The organism is uncultured Eudoraea sp. (assembly GCF_947490415.1).
Classification (GTDB): domain Bacteria; phylum Bacteroidota; class Bacteroidia; order Flavobacteriales; family Flavobacteriaceae; genus Eudoraea.
On the sequence record NZ_CANLGX010000001.1, the window covers coordinates 507,320 to 528,125 of the forward strand.

17 protein-coding genes and 1 tRNA gene are annotated in these 20,806 nt (G+C 35.8%); 13 read left to right on the forward strand and 5 right to left on the reverse strand.

Features of this window, described 5'->3' with window-relative positions; genetic code table 11:
- Window positions 1-37 precede the first annotated feature (37 nt).
- Entirely contained in the window at window positions 38-271 is a 234-nt protein-coding gene (locus Q0874_RS02205; RefSeq protein WP_009778413.1) for an acyl carrier protein, read from the reverse strand.
- Between the two features lie 266 nt (window positions 272-537).
- On the opposite strand from Q0874_RS02205, the gene Q0874_RS02210 reads away from it, so the two are divergent.
- The 4 genes from Q0874_RS02210 to Q0874_RS02225 all read left to right on the forward strand — a co-directional run bounded on the left by Q0874_RS02210 (window position 538) and on the right by Q0874_RS02225 (window position 4,695).
- The gene (locus Q0874_RS02210) at window positions 538-1,107 is read left to right on the forward strand and encodes a phosphoribosylglycinamide formyltransferase (protein WP_299158820.1); all 570 of its coding nucleotides are present in this window, start codon (window positions 538-540) and stop codon (window positions 1,105-1,107) included.
- On the forward strand, window positions 1,107-1,742 hold the full coding sequence (locus Q0874_RS02215) for a ribonuclease H family protein (RefSeq protein ID WP_299158822.1): 636 nt from the start codon (window positions 1,107-1,109) through the stop codon (window positions 1,740-1,742). Before Q0874_RS02210 ends, Q0874_RS02215 begins: the two co-directional genes overlap by 1 nt.
- An 81-nt stretch (window positions 1,743-1,823) precedes the next feature.
- Window positions 1,824-2,750 carry a PfkB family carbohydrate kinase gene (locus Q0874_RS02220; protein WP_299158824.1) on the forward strand — a complete coding sequence of 309 codons (927 nt, stop codon included), beginning with the start codon at window positions 1,824-1,826 and terminating at the stop codon, window positions 2,748-2,750.
- A 46-nt stretch (window positions 2,751-2,796) separates the two neighbouring features.
- Complete coding sequence (locus Q0874_RS02225) at window positions 2,797-4,695, forward strand: amidophosphoribosyltransferase (protein ID WP_299158826.1); 1,899 nt, start codon at window positions 2,797-2,799, stop codon at window positions 4,693-4,695.
- A 906-nt stretch (window positions 4,696-5,601) separates the two neighbouring features.
- On the opposite strand, the gene Q0874_RS02230 is transcribed toward Q0874_RS02225, so the two are convergent.
- Entirely contained in the window at window positions 5,602-6,210 is a 609-nt protein-coding gene (locus Q0874_RS02230; RefSeq protein WP_299158829.1) for a superoxide dismutase, read from the reverse strand.
- Window positions 6,211-6,328: 118 nt separating this feature from the next.
- On the opposite strand from Q0874_RS02230, the gene Q0874_RS02235 reads away from it, so the two are divergent.
- From Q0874_RS02235 to Q0874_RS02250, 4 genes are all read left to right on the forward strand, one after another.
- Window positions 6,329-9,436 (forward strand): exodeoxyribonuclease V subunit beta, encoded by a 3,108-nt coding sequence (locus Q0874_RS02235; RefSeq protein ID WP_299158831.1) that lies wholly within the window; start codon window positions 6,329-6,331, stop codon window positions 9,434-9,436.
- 2 nt (window positions 9,437-9,438) lie between these two features.
- A complete protein-coding gene (gene kbl / locus Q0874_RS02240; protein WP_299158834.1) occupies window positions 9,439-10,632 on the forward strand; it encodes a glycine C-acetyltransferase in 1,194 nt (397 codons plus the stop codon).
- Between the two features lie 114 nt (window positions 10,633-10,746).
- On the forward strand, window positions 10,747-12,090 hold the full coding sequence (locus Q0874_RS02245) for an OmpA family protein (protein WP_299158836.1): 1,344 nt from the start codon (window positions 10,747-10,749) through the stop codon (window positions 12,088-12,090).
- Window positions 12,091-12,158: 68 nt separating this feature from the next.
- Window positions 12,159-14,909 (forward strand): PD-(D/E)XK nuclease family protein, encoded by a 2,751-nt coding sequence (locus tag Q0874_RS02250; protein ID WP_299158838.1) that lies wholly within the window; start codon window positions 12,159-12,161, stop codon window positions 14,907-14,909.
- A 3-nt stretch (window positions 14,910-14,912) separates the two neighbouring features.
- Here the strand turns inward: Q0874_RS02250 and Q0874_RS02255 are convergent, their stop codons facing one another.
- The 3 genes from Q0874_RS02255 to Q0874_RS02265 all read right to left on the reverse strand — a co-directional run bounded on the left by Q0874_RS02255 (window position 14,913) and on the right by Q0874_RS02265 (window position 16,678).
- Window positions 14,913-15,626, reverse strand: coding sequence for an SDR family oxidoreductase (locus Q0874_RS02255; protein WP_299158841.1), 714 nt, complete (start codon window positions 15,624-15,626; stop codon window positions 14,913-14,915).
- Window positions 15,627-15,733: 107 nt separating this feature from the next.
- Window positions 15,734-15,807: transfer RNA gene (locus tag Q0874_RS02260), tRNA-Ala, on the reverse strand.
- A 73-nt stretch (window positions 15,808-15,880) separates the two neighbouring features.
- Complete coding sequence (locus Q0874_RS02265; RefSeq protein WP_299158844.1) at window positions 15,881-16,678, reverse strand: universal stress protein; 798 nt, start codon at window positions 16,676-16,678, stop codon at window positions 15,881-15,883.
- A 50-nt stretch (window positions 16,679-16,728) separates the two neighbouring features.
- On the opposite strand from Q0874_RS02265, the gene Q0874_RS02270 reads away from it, so the two are divergent.
- The 5 genes from Q0874_RS02270 to Q0874_RS02290 all read left to right on the forward strand — a co-directional run bounded on the left by Q0874_RS02270 (window position 16,729) and on the right by Q0874_RS02290 (window position 20,805).
- The gene (locus Q0874_RS02270) at window positions 16,729-17,229 is read left to right on the forward strand and encodes a GNAT family N-acetyltransferase (protein ID WP_299158846.1); all 501 of its coding nucleotides are present in this window, start codon (window positions 16,729-16,731) and stop codon (window positions 17,227-17,229) included.
- 12 nt (window positions 17,230-17,241) lie between these two features.
- The gene (locus tag Q0874_RS02275; protein WP_299158848.1) at window positions 17,242-18,576 is read left to right on the forward strand and encodes an MATE family efflux transporter; all 1,335 of its coding nucleotides are present in this window, start codon (window positions 17,242-17,244) and stop codon (window positions 18,574-18,576) included.
- Between the two features lie 20 nt (window positions 18,577-18,596).
- Window positions 18,597-19,364: an enoyl-CoA hydratase/isomerase family protein gene (locus Q0874_RS02280; RefSeq protein ID WP_299158850.1), complete on the forward strand. Its 768-nt coding sequence runs from the start codon at window positions 18,597-18,599 to the stop codon at window positions 19,362-19,364.
- Window positions 19,365-19,565: 201 nt separating this feature from the next.
- Complete coding sequence (locus tag Q0874_RS02285) at window positions 19,566-20,015, forward strand: 6-carboxytetrahydropterin synthase (RefSeq protein ID WP_299158853.1); 450 nt, start codon at window positions 19,566-19,568, stop codon at window positions 20,013-20,015.
- Window positions 20,016-20,040: 25 nt separating this feature from the next.
- The gene (locus Q0874_RS02290; RefSeq protein ID WP_299158856.1) at window positions 20,041-20,805 is read left to right on the forward strand and encodes a UDP-2,3-diacylglucosamine diphosphatase; all 765 of its coding nucleotides are present in this window, start codon (window positions 20,041-20,043) and stop codon (window positions 20,803-20,805) included.
- The last annotated feature ends 1 nt before the right edge of the window (window position 20,806 follow it).

Sequence of the window (20,806 nt, forward strand, 5' to 3'; positions counted from 1 at the left end):
ATGGATAATTATAAATCTTTATCAAGAAATCATAAATTTATTTGGCTTCTTCTATATAACTAATAGCTTGGCCAACTGTTGCGATATTTTCTGCTTGATCGTCAGGGATTTGAATATCAAATTCCTTTTCAAATTCCATTATCAACTCAACAGTATCCAATGAATCTGCCCCTAAGTCGTTGGTAAAGCTAGCTTCGGCTACAACTTCATTCTCATCAACTCCTAATTTATCAACGATGATAGCTTTTACTCTTGATGCAATGTCTGACATAATAATTTTGGTTTTAAAAATTTAAATCGATGGCAAAAATAAAAAACTTATGGTGTAATAACACTATTTGACGTAAAAATGTATCGTAATTTAAGAAATTTAAACTCAAGAATATTAGTTTGATCACAAATTTTCTGTCTACAAAATGCCTAAAATCAATAAAACGTATGCTTTTTTCTATTTAAGAAGTAGCCAATTCCGGGCAGTGACGTATCTTATCTTCAATAAACTTAGGACTTAATTTCAAAAAGAATAATTTTGTCTAAATGAAACGAATAGTTCTTTTTGCTTCAGGCTCGGGTTCAAATGTTGAAAACATTATTCAATATTTTTCTGATAATACACAAGTTGAAATAGTCGCTGTCCTAACAAACAGAAAAGACGCCAAAGTTTTAGACAGGTGCGCGCGACTTAATATTAGTGCTTTATATTTTAACAGGCACGCCTTTGTGGAATCTAACTTAATTTCAGATTTTTTAAATAATCTCAATCTCGATTTAATTGTCCTCGCTGGTTTCCTATGGCGAATTCCAAAAAGATTAATTGATTATTTTCCAGATAGAATTATAAATATTCATCCTGCGTTACTACCAAAATACGGAGGAAAAGGAATGTATGGAATGAAGGTTCACGAGGCTGTAAAAGAGAATTCAGAACCCGAAACAGGAATTACTATACATTATGTTAATGAGCATTATGATGAAGGGGCCATTATCATGCAGGTAAGAACATTTGTAGATGCCGGGGATACCCCAGAAATTATAGCACAAAAAGTACATGAACTGGAATATGAGCATTTTCCAAGGGTAATCGAAGAACTGTTATTTAAGGGGTAATGGCAAAAAAGGACAAATTTTATGTGGTTTGGAAAGGCAAAAGACCCGGGATATATGAAAGTTGGGATGATTGCAAAGCTGCAATATCTGGTGCAAAAGGAGCCCAATATATGTCATTCCCCAGTTTTGAAATAGCCAAAAAAGCCTATAACAGTAATTACGATGCTTATAAAGGAAAGAAAAAAAACAGCCCTCAGCTTTCCCCTCAGGATCTTCTTAAAATAGGAGAACCAAATTATCATTCTATTTCTGTGGATGCGGCATCCAGTGGAAATCCAGGAATAATGGAATACCAGGGTGTTGATACCAAGACAGGGAAAAGACTATTTAAACAAGGCCCCTTCCAAGAAGGCACCAACAATATAGGTGAGTTTCTTGCGATAGTTCACGGATTGGCTTTTTTAAAGCAGAAAAATAGCGATCGTGTTATTTATACAGATTCCAGGACTGCTATGAGCTGGGTGAGGAAAAAAAGCTGTAATACCAAGCTTTTGGAGAACAAAAAAAACAAAGCCTTATTCGATCTCATCCGAAGGGCGGTTGAATGGTTAAAAAATAATTCATATAACACCCCGATTGTCAAATGGGAAACAAAGGCATGGGGAGAAATCCCTGCAGATTTTGGTCGAAAATAATTATGCCCTTTTTAGTTTTTAATTACGATTATTTGGGATTTCAAAAGTGTATATTTGCAGCGTATTTCAAAAAAAATATCTATGGGAAAACTTTTAATTGTTGGTACTGTTGCCTTCGATGCTATTGAAACCCCTTTTGGCAAAACCGATAAAATTCTTGGAGGAGCTGCCACATTTATTGGTCTGGCAGCTTCGCAATTTGATGTAGATGCAGCGATTATCTCTGTAGTAGGCGATGATTTGCCTTATGAATATCTACAATTTCTGGCAGATAAAAATATTGATATTTCCGCTATAGAAATTGTAAAAGGGGGTAAGACCTTTTTTTGGAGTGGTAAATATCGTAACGATCTCAACACCAGGGATACAATTAGTACAGAACTGAATGTACTGGCAGATTTTAATCCAGTTGTGCCCGAAAACTATAAAAATTCAGAGGTGGTTATGTTGGGGAATTTACATCCCAGCATCCAAATGAGCGTTATCAATCAAATGGAGAAAAGACCAAAGTTAATTGTCCTAGATACTATGAACTATTGGATGAATAATACTTCGGAAGAATTAAAAGAGGTCATAAAACATACAGATATTATTACCATAAATGATGAAGAAGCAAGACAACTAACTAATGAATATTCTTTAGTAAAAGCTGCAGCCCAAATTCATACTATGGGACCGAAATATGTAGTCATAAAGAAAGGGGAGCATGGTGCTTTACTTTTCCATAATGATAATATATTCTTTGCCCCAGCTCTTCCTTTAGAAGAAGTTTTTGATCCTACCGGCGCAGGTGATACTTTTGCAGGAGGTTTTGTAGGTTATCTGTCAGAGACACAAAACGAATCATTCAACAATTTAAAGAATGCTGTTATCCATGGATCCAATCTCGCTTCATTTTGCGTAGAACGTTTTGGAACAGAAAGAATGGCAAATTTAAAAAAAGAAGACGTGGAGAGAAGGTTACATCAATTCAGGGAATTGACACAATTTGATATTGAATTACAATAATAAAACACGCCTCGAATTAACGGGGCTTTTTTAATTCATTTAAATAATGAGTGACGCCATTAAACACGAATGTGGAATATCTTTAATAAGGCTATTAAAACCTTTAGATTATTATAAGGAAAAGTACGGCACTATTTTTTATGGTGTAAACAAGATGTATTTAATGATGGAAAAACAGCACAATCGCGGTCAGGACGGTGCAGGTTTTGCCAGTATTAAATTAGACATGGCTGCCGGAGAGCGCTATATGAGCAGAGTGCGTTCTGTAGAAACACAACCAATACAAGATATTTTTGCGCAGATTAATGACCGTATTAATACTGCTTTAAAAGAAAACCCTGAATATATAGACAATACAGATTTACAAAAAAAGAATATCCCATATATTGGTGAAGTACTCCTGGGGCATGTTCGATATGGGACTTTTGGAAAGAACAGTATTGAAAATGTACATCCTTTCCTTAGGCAAAATAACTGGATGCATAGAAATCTTATTGTTGCCGGTAATTTTAATATGACCAATGTTGATGAACTCTTTGATAATTTGATACAACTGGGCCAGCATCCTAAGGAAATGGCAGATACCGTTACGGTCATGGAAAAAATAGGGCATTTTCTTGATGATGCCGTAGCAAAACTATACCGGCAAATTAAAAAGGAGGGCTATAATAAGATGGAGGCATCACCTTTGATTGCCGAAAGATTAAAAGTTTCCAAAATACTCAAAAAAGCTTCAAAGAATTGGGATGGTGGTTATGCAATGGCCGGGATGTTCGGGCATGGAGATGCCTTTGTGCTAAGAGACCCTTCAGGAATAAGACCTGCCTATTACTTTAAAAATGACGAGGTAGTTGTAGTAGCTTCCGAAAGACCTGCTATTCAAACAGTTTTTAATGTCGGGTATGACGATATCAAAGAACTTGACCCCGGCAACGCATTAATTATTAAGAAAAATGGAACGGTAAGCGCTACTGAAATTTTAGAGCCAAAAGAAAGAAAAGCCTGCTCATTTGAACGAATATATTTTTCCAGGGGCAGCGATAAGGAAATATATCAGGAGCGCAAAGAATTGGGTAAGTTAATTTTCCCGCAAATATTGACTGCTATTGATGAAGATATTAGAAATACGGTTTTTTCTTATATCCCCAATACCGCAGAGACTTCTTATTTAGGAATGATCAAAGAAGCGCAGAATTATTTGAATAAGAAAAAAGAAGAACAGATCCTTAAATTAGGACCCGGCATAACAAGAGTGCAACTAAATGAAATTTTAGATGTTCGCCCCAGAATTGAAAAAGTAGCCATAAAGGATGCAAAATTAAGAACGTTTATTACACAGGATAGCAGCAGGGATGATCTCGTTGCACACGTTTATGATATTTCTTATGGCTCTGTAAACAAAAATGACAACCTTGTTATTATAGATGATAGTATTGTTAGGGGTACTACATTAAAGAAAAGTATTTTAAGGATTTTGGACAGGCTATCACCTAAGAAAATAATAGTTGTTTCCTCCGCACCGCAAATTCGCTATCCCGATTGCTATGGCATAGATATGGCTAAACTGGAAGATTTTATAGCTTTCAAAGCTGCGCTTGAATTGCATAAGGAGCAGAATTCAATGCAGAAAGTAGAAGAGATATATCATAAATGTGTTCAACAAATTCGCACCGCTGATAAAGATGTCGTTAATTATGTAAAAGATTTCTATCAGCCGTTTACCGCTGATCAAATATCGAAGAAAATTGGTGAGCTACTGAGCCCGGCAGACATTAAAGCTGAAGTGCAGATCATTTATCAAACTATTGAAAGTTTACATCAGGCCTGCCCAAAAAACCTGGGCGATTGGTATTTTACAGGTGATTATCCCACTCCCGGTGGAAACAGGGTTGTAAACAGGGCCTTTATAAACTTTTATGAGGGCAAAAACGAAAGGGCATATTAACATTTTTATCGATGAAATGCACAATTTTGTGCGTTTCATCGATAATATGTGCTATTTATCGGCTTTTTAGCTGCAGCGAACTAAAGGCGGTTACTTTAGACCTGCCATAGCATAAGTAGGTTAAGTTCATGGTAAGATTTGGGGCAAAAAAGGTGGAGACTTCTCCACCTTTTTTATTTATAATTAATTTTGATTTTATTTTTCCACACATTTAATACGACTTTTCTTCACCTATTATAGTATAATAGCCAGTCAAAGGTATTTCAACCAATTAAAAAGAAGTTTAGCCAAAATTTTAAGGGACTCCAATGCATTAGCATACATTTGGTGGACCATAGCATAAGTAGGTTAAGTTCATGGTAAGATTTGGGGAAAAAGGCAGGTGAAAACCTGCCTTTTTATATTATATGCCCTCTCCAAATACCTCCTTTCACATATAATTCAATTTTACACCTTTTATAATAAAATATCAGGTAGCGCATTTCAACCGATTAAAAAGAAGTTTAGCCAAAATTTTAAGGGACTCCAATACTATTAGTTTACATTTGGAGGACCATAGCATAAGTAGGTTAAGTTCATGGTAAGATTTGGGGAAAAAGGCAGGTGCAAACCTGCCTTTTTTATTTCTGATTCTCAGTAAATTACAACTTTTAAGGTCAATATTTTTCTTCCTTTTCCAGCCTGAAGTATTAGTTGAAAGCCTAAAATTTACCAAAATTTCTTTGTTATTTCTCACAATACCAGTAATTTAGTACTGCCATAGCATAAGTAGGTTAAGTTTATGGTAAGATTTGGGACGAAAAGGGTGGAGGCTTCTCCGCCCTTTTCTATGGAATAAAAAAACCCCCTTAATTAATTAAGGAGGTTTAATTTCAAATAAATTTTGGATTAAAGTCTAATTTGTTCTTACATATTTGAACTGTACAACTCAGCAACTTTATCCCAGTTGATAATATTAAAAAAAGCGCTAATATAATCTGGCCTTCTGTTTTGATAATTTAAATAATAGGCATGTTCCCAAACATCCAGTCCCAAAATTGGGTGGCCTCCACATCCGGTTCCAGGCATTAATGAATTATCTTGATTTGGTGTTGAGCAAACTTCTACCTTGCCTCCCTTATGTACACAAAGCCAAGCCCAACCAGACCCAAATCTTGTCGCTGCAGCTTTGCTGAAAACTCCCTTAAAGGCATCAAAAGAACCAAAGGCCTGATTGATGGCTGCAGCAAGGTCTCCGCTTGGCTCACCTCCGCCATCAGGGGACATTATTTCCCAATATAAGGAATGATTGTAATAGCCTCCTCCATTATTGCGGACCGCAAGATTGGACATGTCTAAATTTTTCAATATATCCGTAATAGATTTATTTGCAAGATCTGTGTTCTCAATGGCTGCGTTAAGATTCGTAGTGTAGCCATTGTGATGCTTTGTATGGTGTATTTCCATAGTTCTTGCGTCAATATAAGGTTCTAATGCATCATATGCATATGGTAGTTTTGGTAATTCAAATGCCATTTCTAAACGTTTTAAGTTAATAATTAGAGTCACTCAAAGTTACTCTATTTAACATATATATTGGCCTAATTATTTGTTAAGAACTCTTTAAGATTATGTAATTTGCAACAAAAAATTAGTGCAGAGCAACTCATTTAATATCTACAATGCTTCGGCCGGATCGGGGAAAACCTTTAAACTGGTACAAGAATATCTGAAAATTGTACTCTCTACAGAAAATTCAAATAGTTTTAATCAAATCCTAGCAATCACTTTTACCAATAAGGCTGCCAACGAAATGAAAAGTCGCATTCTTGATAGTCTTTTCGAATTTAGTCATCCTGAAAATCCTGAAAAAACTTCCACCTTATTTCAATTATTAGCTAAGGATCTAAATATTGAATATGATCATTTACAAAAAAGGGCTAACATCACATTAAAGCAAATCCTTCATAATTATGCTTTTTTTGATATATCGACCATCGATAAATTTACACACCGACTTATTAGAACCTTTGCTAAAGACCTTAAAATTCCTCAAAATTTTGAAGTTGTATTGGATACAGACCTTTTATTAGTAGAAGGAATTGACCGGTTAATAAATAAAGCCGGAACGGATAAGGTTTTAACAAAAGTTCTGATCGACTTTGCTTTGGAAAAAATTCAAGACGATAAAAGCTGGGACATAGCGTACGACCTTACTAAAATGGGTAAATTGTTATTTGAGGAAAATCAATCTTATCATCTTGACCTATTAAAAAATAAAAGTCCTCAGGATTTTTTAACCCTCAAAAAATTAATTCAAAAAAAAGTCACCCTTATAGAGGATGAAGTTAAAGACCTGGCAAAGCAAGCTACAGAAACAATAGCCGAATCCGGTATTGATTTGGAAGTATTTCCCAGGAAAACCTTGCCCAACCATTTTACTAAAATTTGTGATTTGGAATTTAATCCTGCTAAACTTTACAATAACCAATTAGAAAATAATCTAAAGGAAGGTAAAATTTTTAAATCAGGATTTCAGGCGCCTAATACGGAATTGGTATTCGTCCTTCAAAAATATTTTTTAGAAATTAAAAAAAGGATCTACGATAGAGCCTTTTTACGGAATGCTTATTTAAATATTGTGCCATTAACGGTTTTAAATGCCATCCAACAAGAAATTAAAACAATTCAGTCAGAACGGGATCAGATACCAATATCCTCATTTAATACGATTATTTCAGATGAAATACGTAACCAACCCGCACCCTATATTTATGAACGATTGGGCGAAAAATACCGTCATTACTTTATTGATGAATTTCAAGATACTTCACGAATGCAATGGGAGAATCTCGTTCCTTTAATAAGTAATGCACTCGAAAGCGAAGATGAACAGGGCAATATGGGGACCTTATTATTGGTTGGCGATGTAAAACAAGCCATCTACAGGTGGCGTGGTGGACGCGCTGAACAATTCCTGAACCTGATTAACAAAGAAACAAATCCTTTTGTGGTAGAACCACATATCAGAACACTGGAAACAAATTATAGAAGCCGAGAGGAGATTGTAAAATTCAACAACGCCTTTTTTACAGTTACCAGTCCTTTCCTTACCAGTCCGCAATACAATTCACTTTTTACAGATGGAAATAAACAAGATTTTAATAAAAAAACAGGTGGGTATGTAGATTTGAATTTTATTAAAATGCCCAAGGAGAATAAGGATTTAGAGTATTGTAACGAGGTTTTGAGAGCAATTAAAGATGCAAGCGTCGATAAGTATAATTATGCTGACATATGTATTCTCACCAGAAAACGAAAGCATGGTATAATTTTAGCCGATTTTCTTATAGAACAAAATATTCCAATAATTTCTTCTGAGACGCTTTTGCTGAAGAATAATCCAAAAGTCAACTTTCTAATCAATTTATTAAAGCACATTAACGCACCCGAGGATTCAGAAATTTGCTATGAGGTTCTATATTTTCTTGCCTCAAACAGAGAAAACAAACATGAGTTTATTCAAAAATATATAAACGATTTGCCATCTCTACTAAAAGAGGATTTCAACTTTAACATGGAACAAATAAGGTATACCTCTTTATATGATGGGCTGGAATACGCAATAAAACAATTTAAGCTGGTTGAGCATTCAGATGCTTACCTGACTTACTTTATGGATGAAGTCATAGATTCTGAACAAAGGGACGATAACAGTATCACTTCATTTTTAGACCATTGGGAAAAGAAGAAAGAGAGGCTGAGTATTGTAGCTCCCGAAAATTTAGATGCCGTGCAGATAATGACTATACACAAGGCAAAGGGATTAGAGTTTCCAATTGTCATTTACCCTTTTGCCAACACTAAAATTTATGACGAACTAGAACCCAAATTGTGGCTGCCTGTTGAGGATTTTGGAGAATTTAAGGAAGTACTGATAAATAAGAAATCAGAAGTTTTACATTATGGGGAAACAGCCAAAACAATTTATGAAGAAGAACAACATAAACTCGAATTGGATGCATTTAACCTGCTATATGTAGCACTTACACGCGCTGTCGATAGGCTGATCATAATAACAGAAATGCTGCTTAATGCTAAGAATGAATTTAGATTGGATAACTATTCCGGATTATTTATCCACTTTTTAAAAGCACAAGGAGTTTGGGATATAAACAAAGTCAGATATTCCTTTGGATCAGCTGAATTAAAGGAACAAGAACGACACCTCCCCAAAGCGCAACCTCATATTCCTTTTATCTGTACTCAAAAGAATGATGCCAATTTTAATATCATTACCCAGTCTGGTAATCTTTGGGACAGCAAAAGAGAAGAAGCAATTATAAAAGGGAATGTAATACACTATGCGCTGGGACTTATTAAAACCGAGAGCGATATTGACCCCTCAATTACCCATATGATCAGAAAAGGAGATCTTAAAGTTGAAGAGGGGGCTCAAATAAAAGAAACTGTACAACAAATCATTTGGCATCCCAAACTGAAATCATTCTTTACAACCGAAAATAACGTTAAGAATGAAAGTGAAATTATAACAGAAAATGGCCTAATTTTGAGACCGGATCGCATGGTATTTAATAATAACAAGGTCACAATAATTGATTATAAAACCGGGAAAAAAGCTCAAAAATATTATGAACAATTATACACCTATGCCGATGCACTGAAAACCATGGGATATTTAGTTGAAAATAAGATAATAGTCTATATTGATAAAAAAATTACACCAGAATTTATTAATTAATTATGTACGGAAAAATTAAAGAATATTTAAAAGAAGAACTTAAGGAAATAAAAGACGCAGGGCTTTATAAAGAAGAACGCATAATTACTTCGCCTCAGGGAGCAGTGATTAGAGTTTCCAGCGGACAGGAAGTAATAAATTTTTGTTCAAACAATTATTTAGGTTTATCCGCTCATCCCGAAGTAATCAGAGCAGCCAAAGAAACCCTTGATAGCCATGGCTTTGGAATGTCTTCAGTACGTTTTATTTGTGGCACCCAGGATATCCACAAGGAATTGGAAGACAGAATTGCTAAATTCTATGGTACAGAGGACACCATATTATATGCCGCAGCTTTTGATGCCAATGGTGGTGTATTTGAACCATTGTTTTCAGAAGAGGATGCAATTATATCAGATGCCCTAAATCATGCGTCGATAATTGATGGTGTTAGATTATGTAAGGCCAAGCGATATAGGTACGCCAATAGTGATATGGTTGATCTGGAGACTAAATTAATACAGGCTAATAAAGATAAGGCCCGTTTTAAAATAATTGTTACAGATGGTGTATTCTCTATGGATGGCTTATTGGCACCATTGGATAAAATATGTGATCTGGCAGAAAAATATGATGCCATGGTAATGATAGATGAATGCCACGCAACCGGGTTTATAGGGGAAACCGGGAGAGGTACTTTGGAGGAAAAAGGGGTAATGAACAGGATAGATATTATTACCGGAACGCTGGGCAAAGCATTAGGCGGTGCAATGGGCGGTTATACAACCGGTAAAAAAGAGATCATTGATCTGTTAAGGCAACGATCCAGGCCATATTTATTTTCAAACTCACTTGCCCCGGCAATCGTTGGAGCTTCTATTAAAGTATTTGAAATGCTTGAAACGGATACCACTTTAAGAGATAAGTTGGAAAAAAATACAAAATACTTCAAAAAAGGAATGCAAAAAGCCGGGTTTGATATTATTGATGGCGATTCAGCAATAGTACCTGTAATGCTCTATGACGCCAAATTATCACAAAAAATGGCAAATATGTTGCTCGAAAATGGTATTTATGTTATTGGTTTCTTTTATCCCGTGGTTCCGAAAGATAAGGCGAGAATACGGGTGCAATTATCTGCCGCTCATGAAATTGAGCATTTAGACAAAGCCATCAATGCTTTTATAAAGGTAGGTAGAGAGTTAAAAATTATCTGAATCTTAGTTTAAACCTTAAAAAAGCCTTAAAAAAAATAGGAAATTGATTTTGTTAATAATTTTTAACAACTTACATTTGCAGCTAAATAAACACTTAAACTTAAAATTTTGAACATGAAACAGCTTAGCAGATTATTAGTTGTTGGCCTATTAGTATTGGCCTCTAACAGCATACAAGCGCAAGATGAAGATAATCCTTGGCAAATTGGATTTGGAGTAAACGCAGTTGACTTTTATCCAACAGGTAAAGTAAGTTCATTCGGTAGTCAATTCTTTAATGCCAATGATCACTGGAACATCCTGCCATCCATCTCTTATGTTGGAATTTCGCGTCACGTTGGTGATGGTATCTCCGTTGGCGTTAGAGGTTCTTTAAACCGTATTAAGAAAATTGGTGACCTTCAAGTTGACGACTTGTCTTACTATGGCTTGGATGGAACTATTAAATACAATTTTATAAAAAACACAACTATTGATCCCTTCGTTGAAATTGGAGGTGGTTATAGCTGGGTTGCTGATATTGGAGCCGGTACTATTAATGGTGGTATAGGTGCCAATGTTTGGATGAACGATAACATTGGTTTCACTCTTCAAACACAGTATAAGCACTCTTTTGAAGACTATTTGCTTCCACATTTCCAACATATGTTGGGACTTTCCATAAAATTTGGTGGATCTGATACAGATGGAGATGGAATCTATGACAAAGATGATGCTTGCCCAGAAGTACCTGGTTTAGAAGCATTCAATGGTTGTCCTGATACTGACGGTGATGGAATTGAAGACAGCAAAGATGCTTGTCCAAATGAAGCCGGTCCTAAAGAATTGAATGGTTGTCCTGATTCTGACGGCGATGGAATTGCTGATAAAGATGATGCTTGTCCAAATGAAGCTGGTTTAGCTGCTTTAGCTGGTTGCCCAGATGCAGACGGTGATGGTATTGCTGACAAAGATGACCAGTGTCCTAATGAAGCAGGTCCTGCTGAAAACAACGGATGCCCATGGCCAGACAGAGACGGTGATGGTATTTTAGATAAAGATGATCTATGTCCAGATCTAGTAGGAACTGTTGCAAACAAAGGTTGTCCTGAAGTTACCGAAGCTGTTCGTAAAACATTAAACGATTATGCTAAGACTATTTTATTTGATACTGGTAAAGCATCTATAAAAGATCGCTCTGCAGAAGTCTTGAATAATATTGTAGCTATCTTAAATGAATATTCTTGGGCTAGGTTTACTATAGACGGACACACTGATAGTGTAGGAAGTGAAGCATTAAACCAAAAACTTTCTGAAGAAAGAGCCTATTCCGTTATGAATTACTTAATTGAAAACGGGGTTGCTTCCAGCAGATTAGAAGCTACAGGATATGGTGAATCCAAACCAATAGCTGACAACGGTACCGCTTCCGGAAGGAAAACGAATCGTAGAGTTGAAGTTAACTTGATTAGACAGTAAATAATTTATTAGAACTTAATATATTAGAAAAAGGCTCCGCAAATGCGGAGCTTTTTTTATTTTTAAAAATGCAAAGTTTTTTAAATCAGATTGCAGAAGAATTATGGGAAAAGAATGATTCTTTTGATAATCTTGTTTTTATCCTTCCTGGTAAACGTGCAGGAACTTTCCTTAAAAATAACATCTCCCAAGTTGTCCGTAAGACAATTTTTGCCCCGGAAATCTATAGCATTGAATCATTTATTGAAATGATTTCGGGTCTTTTCTATGCAACCAATACACAACAATTATTTGAATTATATAATGCCTATTTAAATATAGGGAGTGAAGAAAAGGAAAGTTTTTATTCCTTTTCAAAATGGGGTCAAATTCTATTGCAGGATTTCAATGAAATTGACAGGTACCTGGTGCCTCCTGATAAGCTTTTTTCATACTTATCAGTTATCCAGGAAATGAACCAATGGCATCTGAAACCCAATAAAACCAAATTAATAGAAGATTATCTCAGCTTTTGGAATAATCTTGAAGAATTACATACTGCCTTTAATAAAAATCTTTTAGAAAATGGTTCGGGCCATCAGGGATTGGTTTATAAAGAAGCATGTAATAACCTATCTGACTACATTAATACATCAAAAAATAAAAAGCACGTTTTTATTGGATTCAATGCTTTGAATACAGCAGAAGTATTTATTATTAAAGAATTTTTAAAAGAAGGTAACAGCGATATTTATTGGGATGTAGACAACTGTTTTCTGAAAGATAAAGTTCATGATGCGGGGTTTTTTATTCGTCAATACCAAAAGGAATGGGGCTATTTTAAAAACCACTCGCTAAAGGGATTAAGTGAATATTATAGCACCACAAAAAATATCCAAATTACCGGTGTGCCTAAAAATGTATCACAGGCAAAGTATGTTGGCGATTTGATATTACACCTGAATGAAAAGGACCCAAATCAAATTAAAAATACCGCTGTTATCCTGGGAGATGAAACACTACTGAATCCCATATTAAACTCGCTTCCGGCTGAAATAAATCAGGTAAATATCACCATGGGGTATCCCTTAGATAAAACCCCTGTTGCCGGCATGTTTACTCAACTCTTCGACCTTTATATCCAATTAGATTCACAGGGTTGGTTTTATAAAAACCTGCTATCATTTTTGGTTCATCCATATGTTCAGAAGATTCTTTCTTCAGAAGACAAAAATATAGTTAATGGCATAAAAGCGGAAGTAAATAAACGCAATTGGATTTATATAACTCCTTCTAAATTAAAATCAATCTTTCCTGAAACAACAGAAGGATTAATGCTCCTGTTTTCATACGAAAATGCAGAACCTTCCCATTTTCTAAACAATGTTATCGCACTTATTGAACTCTTAAAAAGCAAATTTCAACTACAGGAAAACCATTTGGAACTGGAATATTTATATCACTTTTATACTTTGTTTAATGAGCTAAAAATGCTTTCTGGCGAATATCCATTTTTAAATGACTTAAAGGCTTTACAGAGCATATTTAAGGAGTTGATATCTATAGAAAAAGTAAATTTTAGGGGCGAGCCTCTTGAAGGATTACAGATCATGGGGATGTTGGAAAGTAGAAATCTTGATTTTGAAACTGTAATAATTACATCGGTAAATGAAGGTATCCTTCCGGCAGGTAAGACCAATAACTCATTTATTCCTTTCGATATTAAAAGAGAATTTGGTTTACCTGCCTACAAAGAGAAAGATGCCGTCTATACCTATCATTTTTACAGATTGTTACAACGAGCCAAAAACATCTATCTTATCTACAATACTGAACCTGATGTTATTGAAGGAGGTGAAAAAAGCAGGTTTATTTCACAATTACTTACAGATGAACATCACATAGAAAACATAGTAACGAAAATTGCGGTTCCTCAGATAAATTCAATACTTAATACACCGGTTTCTATTGAAAAGGATACCGATATTATGAGTAAAATAAGCGCTGTTTTTAAAAAAGGACTTTCTCCCTCGTCACTGACAAACTATATTAAAAACCCTATTAATTTTTACAAGCAAAAGATTTTAAAATTAGAAGAAACTCTTGAAGTTGAGGAGACTATTGCTTCAAAAACCTTTGGGACTATTTTACACAAGGCTATGGAAATTTTATATGAGCCATTCCTTGGTGCTTATCTGACTGAAGGTAAGCTAAAGGAACAAAGACCTAAAATAAGAGGCGCAGTTAAACATGAACTTCTGAAAACTTATGCAGAAGAGGATATTTCAAGAGGAAAAAACCTTATTGCCTTTAATGTTATCGTCGCTTATATAGATGGTTTCATTTTAAAAGAAATAGAAAACATTAAACACCATACTATTAAAATAATAGCACTTGAAAAAGATCTGTCAGTTGATATAGATGTACCGGGGATAGATACTCCTGTTATATTAAAAGGAACATTAGACAGGATTGATGAAAAGGATGGCATACTAAGAATAATTGATTATAAGACCGGGAGTGTTCTTAGCTCTAATGTAGAAGTAGTTTTATGGGATGAAATCATCGAAAATTATGATCGTAGCAAAGCATTTCAGTTGCTCTGTTATTCTTTCATGTATCAAATTATTAATCCCATTGAAAAAATGAGTGCAGGAATTATTTCCTTCAAGAATTTGAGATCTGGCCCGTTTTATTTTTCAACAAAAAATAGCAGGAATACCTCAAAAAAGGATTTCAACATAACCAAAGATACCCTCGATCTATTTCAGGAACAGTTGGTTAAACTAATTCAGGAAATTGCAAATCCAGCAGTCCCATTTATTGCTAAAGAAGATTAGTCACTATTTTTTGTCTGGTCTGCTGGGTCTCACTTCTATTTTACTGGGTAGGGTTCTCGGATGCATTTTTAGCAGATCAACCACCAGCTCGCCTATATCCTCCGGTTGTATTTTCCAGGCATCTTTTTGGGAAGGTTCATTATTATTGAAATGAGTTGCTACTGAACCGGGCATAATGGTAGATACTTTAATATCATATTTACGGAGATCTAACATCGCCGCCTGGGTAAAACCAACAACACCAAACTTTGTTGCATTGTATCCAGCCGCAGTTGCGAAAAAATTGGTCCCGGCCAAACTGGCCAGAGTTATATAATATCCTTTTGAGTCTTTTAGGGCATCTACGGATGCCTTTAAAGTATGAAATACGCCGTTAAGATTAGTATCAATCATTTGATGCCAGTCGCTTTCAGATAATTCATCTACCGGAGCAAAACGCCCAAGTCCGGCATTGGCCAGAACTACATCAAGCTTTCCCCATTTTTGAATAATTTGAGCTACAGCCTTATGCTCATTGTCAAGTTTAGTGACATCACTAACAAGCGCCATAACATTTGGTCCAGCACCTAATTGCCGTAGAGCTGCATCCAAGCTTGATTTGTTTCTGCCGCTGATTGCAACCTTACACCCCGAGTCCAGTAACTTCTTCGCCACTCCAAGACCAATCCCTTTTGAACCGCCTGTTATATAGGCAACTTTACCTGTTATATCTATCATGTCAATTGAAATTTCTTTAGTTAATTATCCGCGCTCACTTAAACATTAAAAGACCTAGATAATAAAATAAAAAAACCCTCTTACAGTACTTTGAAGGAGGGTTTTTGTGGAGAATACCGGAGTCGAACCGGTGACCTCTTGCATGCCATGCAAGCGCTCTAGCCAGCTGAGCTAATCCCCCGTCTTTTAAGGAATGTCAAAGGAACTACTTTTTGAATAAGTTTCAAAATTCCTCCGAATAAATTTTATCTTCTCTAGTCCTTCTTAACACTTAATACAAGAACAGGAATACGTACTGAAAACTCAGATTTTAGAACCGCATTCTTCTCCCATAAATTTTTAAAAAATCCTCGTTTTCTTCTGAATACACAAAGCAAATCAGGATTTGTGGATTGAAAGTGTTCTAAAACTCCTAAATAAGTTGTGGCATGCTCCGTAACCGTTAATTGAGAACACAAATCCATAAGAGAAGTATTTATTTTAAGGTCTTCATCTGAATAACCCGGAGTCTTTACAAGGAGTAAATTTATTTTTGATTTAAATTTCTTCTTTATAATTTTTAATGGCTCAAGGATTCTCCGTTGGGTTAAAATTCCAGATTTAAATGCTGTTAGAATATTTTTAATAGGCTTAAAAATAGTACCTCTTGGTACAATTAAGGTTGGAATATCTGTTCTTTTAACAATTCTCCCTGTAGTATGTCCCAGATATAATTCCTCTTTAATATCATTGCACCTGGGGGCAATTATAATAAGATCTATCCCAAGTTCTTTGTCTATTTCCTTTAGTCCATCTATTAAATCCCCATTATAAGTGGCAATCTTCATATCTACGTTCCTGGAATCTACCTTTTCAATAACTTCCTTGACATGCTTCTTACTACTTTCTTCCACCTTCTCTGATATATTCTTCAACTCCCCTGCTCCAGACTTGGCCGAAAATACTTCCATGACATAAATACTTGAAGAAAATTGCGCAGCAAAGTCCACGGCATATTGTAAAGTCTCATGCGCATTAGGGGAAGTTCCTATGGGTACCAATATGTTCTTCATAAGGTTTGGTATTATTAATTTAAATTTACAACTTATTTGATGAATTATTCATGATTAGATGTGCAAAGATACTGGAAATCCCGGAAATTCTTGGGCTTACCAAAGCCTGCGCAAAACAAATGGAAAAAAGAGGGATATTTCAATGGAATGAAGAATACCCTTCCAGAGAAGCTTTTGAAAATGATATTTCCCGAAAGGAATTATTTGTTCTTAAATCTGAAAATACTCTTATAGGCTGCATAACTATTACCACATATATGGATGAGGAATATGTTCCTATTAAATGGCTAACACCAAATGAAAATAACGTATATATTCACAGGCTTGCCGTTGACCCCAAATTCCAGGGCAAAGGCTATGCCCAAATGTTAATGAATTTTGCTGAAAATTATGCGCTCGAAAATAAATATATATCTATCCGACTCGATACATTTAGTAAAAACAAAAGGAATCAAAAATTTTATGCACAAAGGGGATATCAAAAACTGGGAAATGTCTATTTTCCTAAACAAAGTGATTCTCCCTTTTATTGCTATGAGCTCGTATTGTAATCCATTATATTTTTGAAAACAGTTGTAAGTTTTAAAACCATAAATAGCTTAGCTATTCCTGCAACTATAGCCGGTATAGCGGAACCTGTACTATCTATAACGGATACTGCTATTGTTGGCAATATTCCAACATACGGCCTGGAATCACTCGCGGCAGTTGGTATCGTCGGTTCCTTTTTGTCCATGCTTATTTGGATCCTTGGGCAAACCCGAAGTGCCATATCTGCAATTATCTCTCAATATTTGGGTGCAGGCAAACTAGATGAGGTTAAGAATTTACCGGCGCAGGCCATTTTTTTTAACGTAACTCTTAGCGTATTGCTGCTGCTTTCTACCATATTTATTGTAGAGGAGATTTTTGAATTATTAAATGCCTCGGGGAAAATATTAGAATTTTGTATTACTTATTACTCCATTCGTGTTTGGGGGTTTCCATTAACACTTTTCGTATTTGCCGTTATGGGAATTTTCAGAGGACTGCAAAACACATATTGGCCCATGCTTATAGCTATTACAGGGGCCCTGTTAAACATCGTATTAGATTTTATTCTGGTTTATGGTATATCAGATATAATTCCTGCTTTAAACCTGGAAGGCGCGGCCTGGGCCAGTCTTATCTCCCAGGGGGTTATGGCGATAATGGCATTCGTCTTACTGCGATTAAAAACCAATATTAGCCTTATCCCAAGATTTCCAATACACAGAGAGTTGGGGCGCCTGGCGCTAATGAGTTTCAATCTTTTTATCCGTGCGATTGCACTTAATATTACGCTTATTCTTGCTGTGCGAGAAGCTGCAGCGCTGGGCGACAGATATATCGGAGCGCATACTATAGCCATAAATCTTTGGCTTTTTGCTGCCTTTTTTATAGATGGTTATGGTGCGGCGGGTAATATTATGGGGGGTAAATTACTTGGAGCTAAAGATTACAATACCTTGTGGAAATTAGCCAAAAAAATTGCTCTATATGGTGGAATGGTAAGTTTATTTTTAATGTTGAACGGTTTTATCTTCTACAGACCGCTGGGACGTCTTTTTTCAAATGACCCTATTGTACTGGAGACCTTCTACTCGGTTTTCTTTATCCTTATCCTGGGATTGCCAATGAATTCTATTGCCTTTGTTTTTGATGGTTTGTTTAAGGGCTTGGGTGAAATGAAATTTCTCAGAAATGTCCTGTTGACAGCCACTTTTTTAGGTTTTATTCCTTTGTTATTCTTAAGTAAAGTCTTCGGTTTTGGTCTGCAAGGAATTTGGATTGCACTTACCTTGTGGATGATAATTAGAGGTAGTGCCCTGGTATGGAAGTTCCGTAGAAAATTTCGTCCACTATTACAAAAGGTTTAATTTTACAAAAAACAATTCAAATGGGCACAAACAGACCCAACGGGAGTCTTTATACCAAAATTGAGAATAGGACTGCTACTATAGAATTTGGCCATCCCGCAAGTAATTCTTTTGTAAGAGAACTTTTAGATCGATTAACTGATGAGCTTAAAAAAATTTCTTCAAATGAGGCAGTTTCTGTTGTAGTATTAAGATCCGAAGGGGAAAGGGCTTTTTGTGCGGGTGCCTCCTTTGATGAATTGCTCGCCATATCCAACCCAGACGAAGGGACAACTTTTTTTAGCGGTTTTGCTAATGTTATCAATGCCATGCGAGAATGTACACAACCAATAATAGGAAGAGTACAGGGTAAAGCAGTAGGCGGCGGAGTTGGCCTCGTCGCTGCTTGCGACTATGTCTTTGCTTCTGAAGCTTCCGCTATAAGGCTTTCTGAACTTTCTATTGGGATAGCGCCGCTGGTGATTGAACCTGCGGTTCAACGTAAAATAGGAATCGCTGGTTTTACCGAATTGGCATTGTCACCTACCGAATGGAAAAATGCCTATTGGGCTCAGGAAAAAGGACTATATTCTAAGGTTTTTAATTCCATTAAAGAAATGGACAAAGAGTTGGAGTTTTTTATGGCATCTTTGGCATCCTATAATCCAGAAGCCTTAAGAGCTATAAAAAAGATTCTTTGGGAAGATACTACATCCTGGAGCGAATTATTGACCAAGCGAGCTGAGATTTCCGGTAAATTAGCCCTTTCACCAGCTAGCAAGAAGAAATTAAAAAGTCTTAAAAAATAATAGTATGAAAATTTTTGAATTCCTAAATGGGGATCTTCTCTTTCCAATGCTGGCTCTTTTGGTAGTAGCTATATATATTTTTAATAGAATTAGAAACAGGAGAAAATTTAAAAAATAAGCATCTCTCCCTCAATATTACCACACAAAATAGTCTGTGCTCCCCTGTAAAGATTTTATACATTTGTAGAAGATTTAAAACGAATGCATAAAATAAGGATTACCAAACAATTCACTTTTGAAACCGGCCATGCGCTTTATGGCTACGATGGTAAATGCAGAAATGTACATGGCCATAGTTATAAACTTTCGGTTACCGTAATAGGAATTCCAATTACGGATACATCCAATGTTAAACTTGGAATGGTCATTGATTTTGGTGACTTAAAAAAAATAGTAAAAGAAGAAATTGTTGAGCCTTTTGATCATGCTACGGTATTTAACAAAAATACGCCTCATATGGAATTGGCAAAAGAATTAAAAGACCGGGGGCATAAAGTAATCCTTGCAGATTACCAGCCCACAAGTGAAAATATGGTAATTGATTTCGCTAGCAAAATTAAAGCCCGCTTACCTAAAGAAATACAATTGCATTCAATTAAACTTCGCGAAACAGAAACTGCCTTTGCCGAATGGCATGCCGGTGATAACTAGGCTGCATTATGTATCTTTACACTAAATGAAAAGCATCTCTGTTCCAATAGGTAAAAAGGTATATTTTGCCAGCGATAACCATTTAGGTGCCCCAACATGGGAACAAAGTCTTCCCCGGGAAAAGAAATTTGTGGCATGGTTGGATGAAGTTAAGGAGGATGCTGCGGCTATTTTCCTGCTTGGAGATTTATTCGATTTCTGGTTTGAATATAAAACGGTTGTTCCTAAAGGATTTACACGAACCCTTGGTAAGCTTGCAGAAATTACAGACTCAGGCATTCCTATATTCTATTTTGTCGGGAATCATGATCTCTGGATGAATGGGTATTTCGAAAATGAACTCAACATTCCCGTTTATCATAAACCTCAACTATTCAAAATCAACAGCACTACATTTTTTATTGGTCATGGGGATGGATTGGGGCCTGGTGATAAAGGTTATAAGCGAATGAAGAAACTTTTCACAAATCGGTTAGCGCAATGGTGTTTCCGTTGGTTACACCCCGATCTGGGAGTTAAGTTAGCACAATATTTCTCCATAAATAACAAACTAATATCAGGGGAGGAGGACATTCACTTTTTGGGAGAAGACAAAGAATGGCTCGTGCAATATTCGATAAGAAAACTAAAAGAAACGCACTGCGATTACTTCGTGTTCGGGCACAGGCATTTACCTCTTGAAATAACATTAGGTGAAACATCTACCTACGTAAACCTGGGCGATTGGATTTCTTATTATACTTATGGGGTATTTGATGGCACCAAACTATCACTGGAAACTTTTGAATAGT

Coding starts and splice junctions, on each gene's coding strand:
- Q0874_RS02205 (WP_009778413.1), bottom strand. CDS start 271: ATGTCAGACATTGCATCAAGAGTAAAAGCTATCATCGTTGATAAATTA.
- Q0874_RS02210 (WP_299158820.1), top strand. CDS start 538: ATGAAACGAATAGTTCTTTTTGCTTCAGGCTCGGGTTCAAATGTTGAA.
- Q0874_RS02215 (WP_299158822.1), top strand. CDS start 1,107: ATGGCAAAAAAGGACAAATTTTATGTGGTTTGGAAAGGCAAAAGACCC.
- Q0874_RS02220 (WP_299158824.1), top strand. CDS start 1,824: ATGGGAAAACTTTTAATTGTTGGTACTGTTGCCTTCGATGCTATTGAA.
- Q0874_RS02225 (WP_299158826.1), top strand. CDS start 2,797: ATGAGTGACGCCATTAAACACGAATGTGGAATATCTTTAATAAGGCTA.
- Q0874_RS02230 (WP_299158829.1), bottom strand. CDS start 6,210: ATGGCATTTGAATTACCAAAACTACCATATGCATATGATGCATTAGAA.
- kbl (WP_299158834.1), top strand. CDS start 9,439: ATGTACGGAAAAATTAAAGAATATTTAAAAGAAGAACTTAAGGAAATA.
- Q0874_RS02245 (WP_299158836.1), top strand. CDS start 10,747: ATGAAACAGCTTAGCAGATTATTAGTTGTTGGCCTATTAGTATTGGCC.
- Q0874_RS02250 (WP_299158838.1), top strand. CDS start 12,159: ATGCAAAGTTTTTTAAATCAGATTGCAGAAGAATTATGGGAAAAGAAT.
- Q0874_RS02255 (WP_299158841.1), bottom strand. CDS start 15,626: ATGATAGATATAACAGGTAAAGTTGCCTATATAACAGGCGGTTCAAAA.
- Q0874_RS02265 (WP_299158844.1), bottom strand. CDS start 16,678: ATGAAGAACATATTGGTACCCATAGGAACTTCCCCTAATGCGCATGAG.
- Q0874_RS02270 (WP_299158846.1), top strand. CDS start 16,729: ATGATTAGATGTGCAAAGATACTGGAAATCCCGGAAATTCTTGGGCTT.
- Q0874_RS02280 (WP_299158850.1), top strand. CDS start 18,597: ATGGGCACAAACAGACCCAACGGGAGTCTTTATACCAAAATTGAGAAT.
- Q0874_RS02285 (WP_299158853.1), top strand. CDS start 19,566: ATGCATAAAATAAGGATTACCAAACAATTCACTTTTGAAACCGGCCAT.
- Q0874_RS02290 (WP_299158856.1), top strand. CDS start 20,041: ATGAAAAGCATCTCTGTTCCAATAGGTAAAAAGGTATATTTTGCCAGC.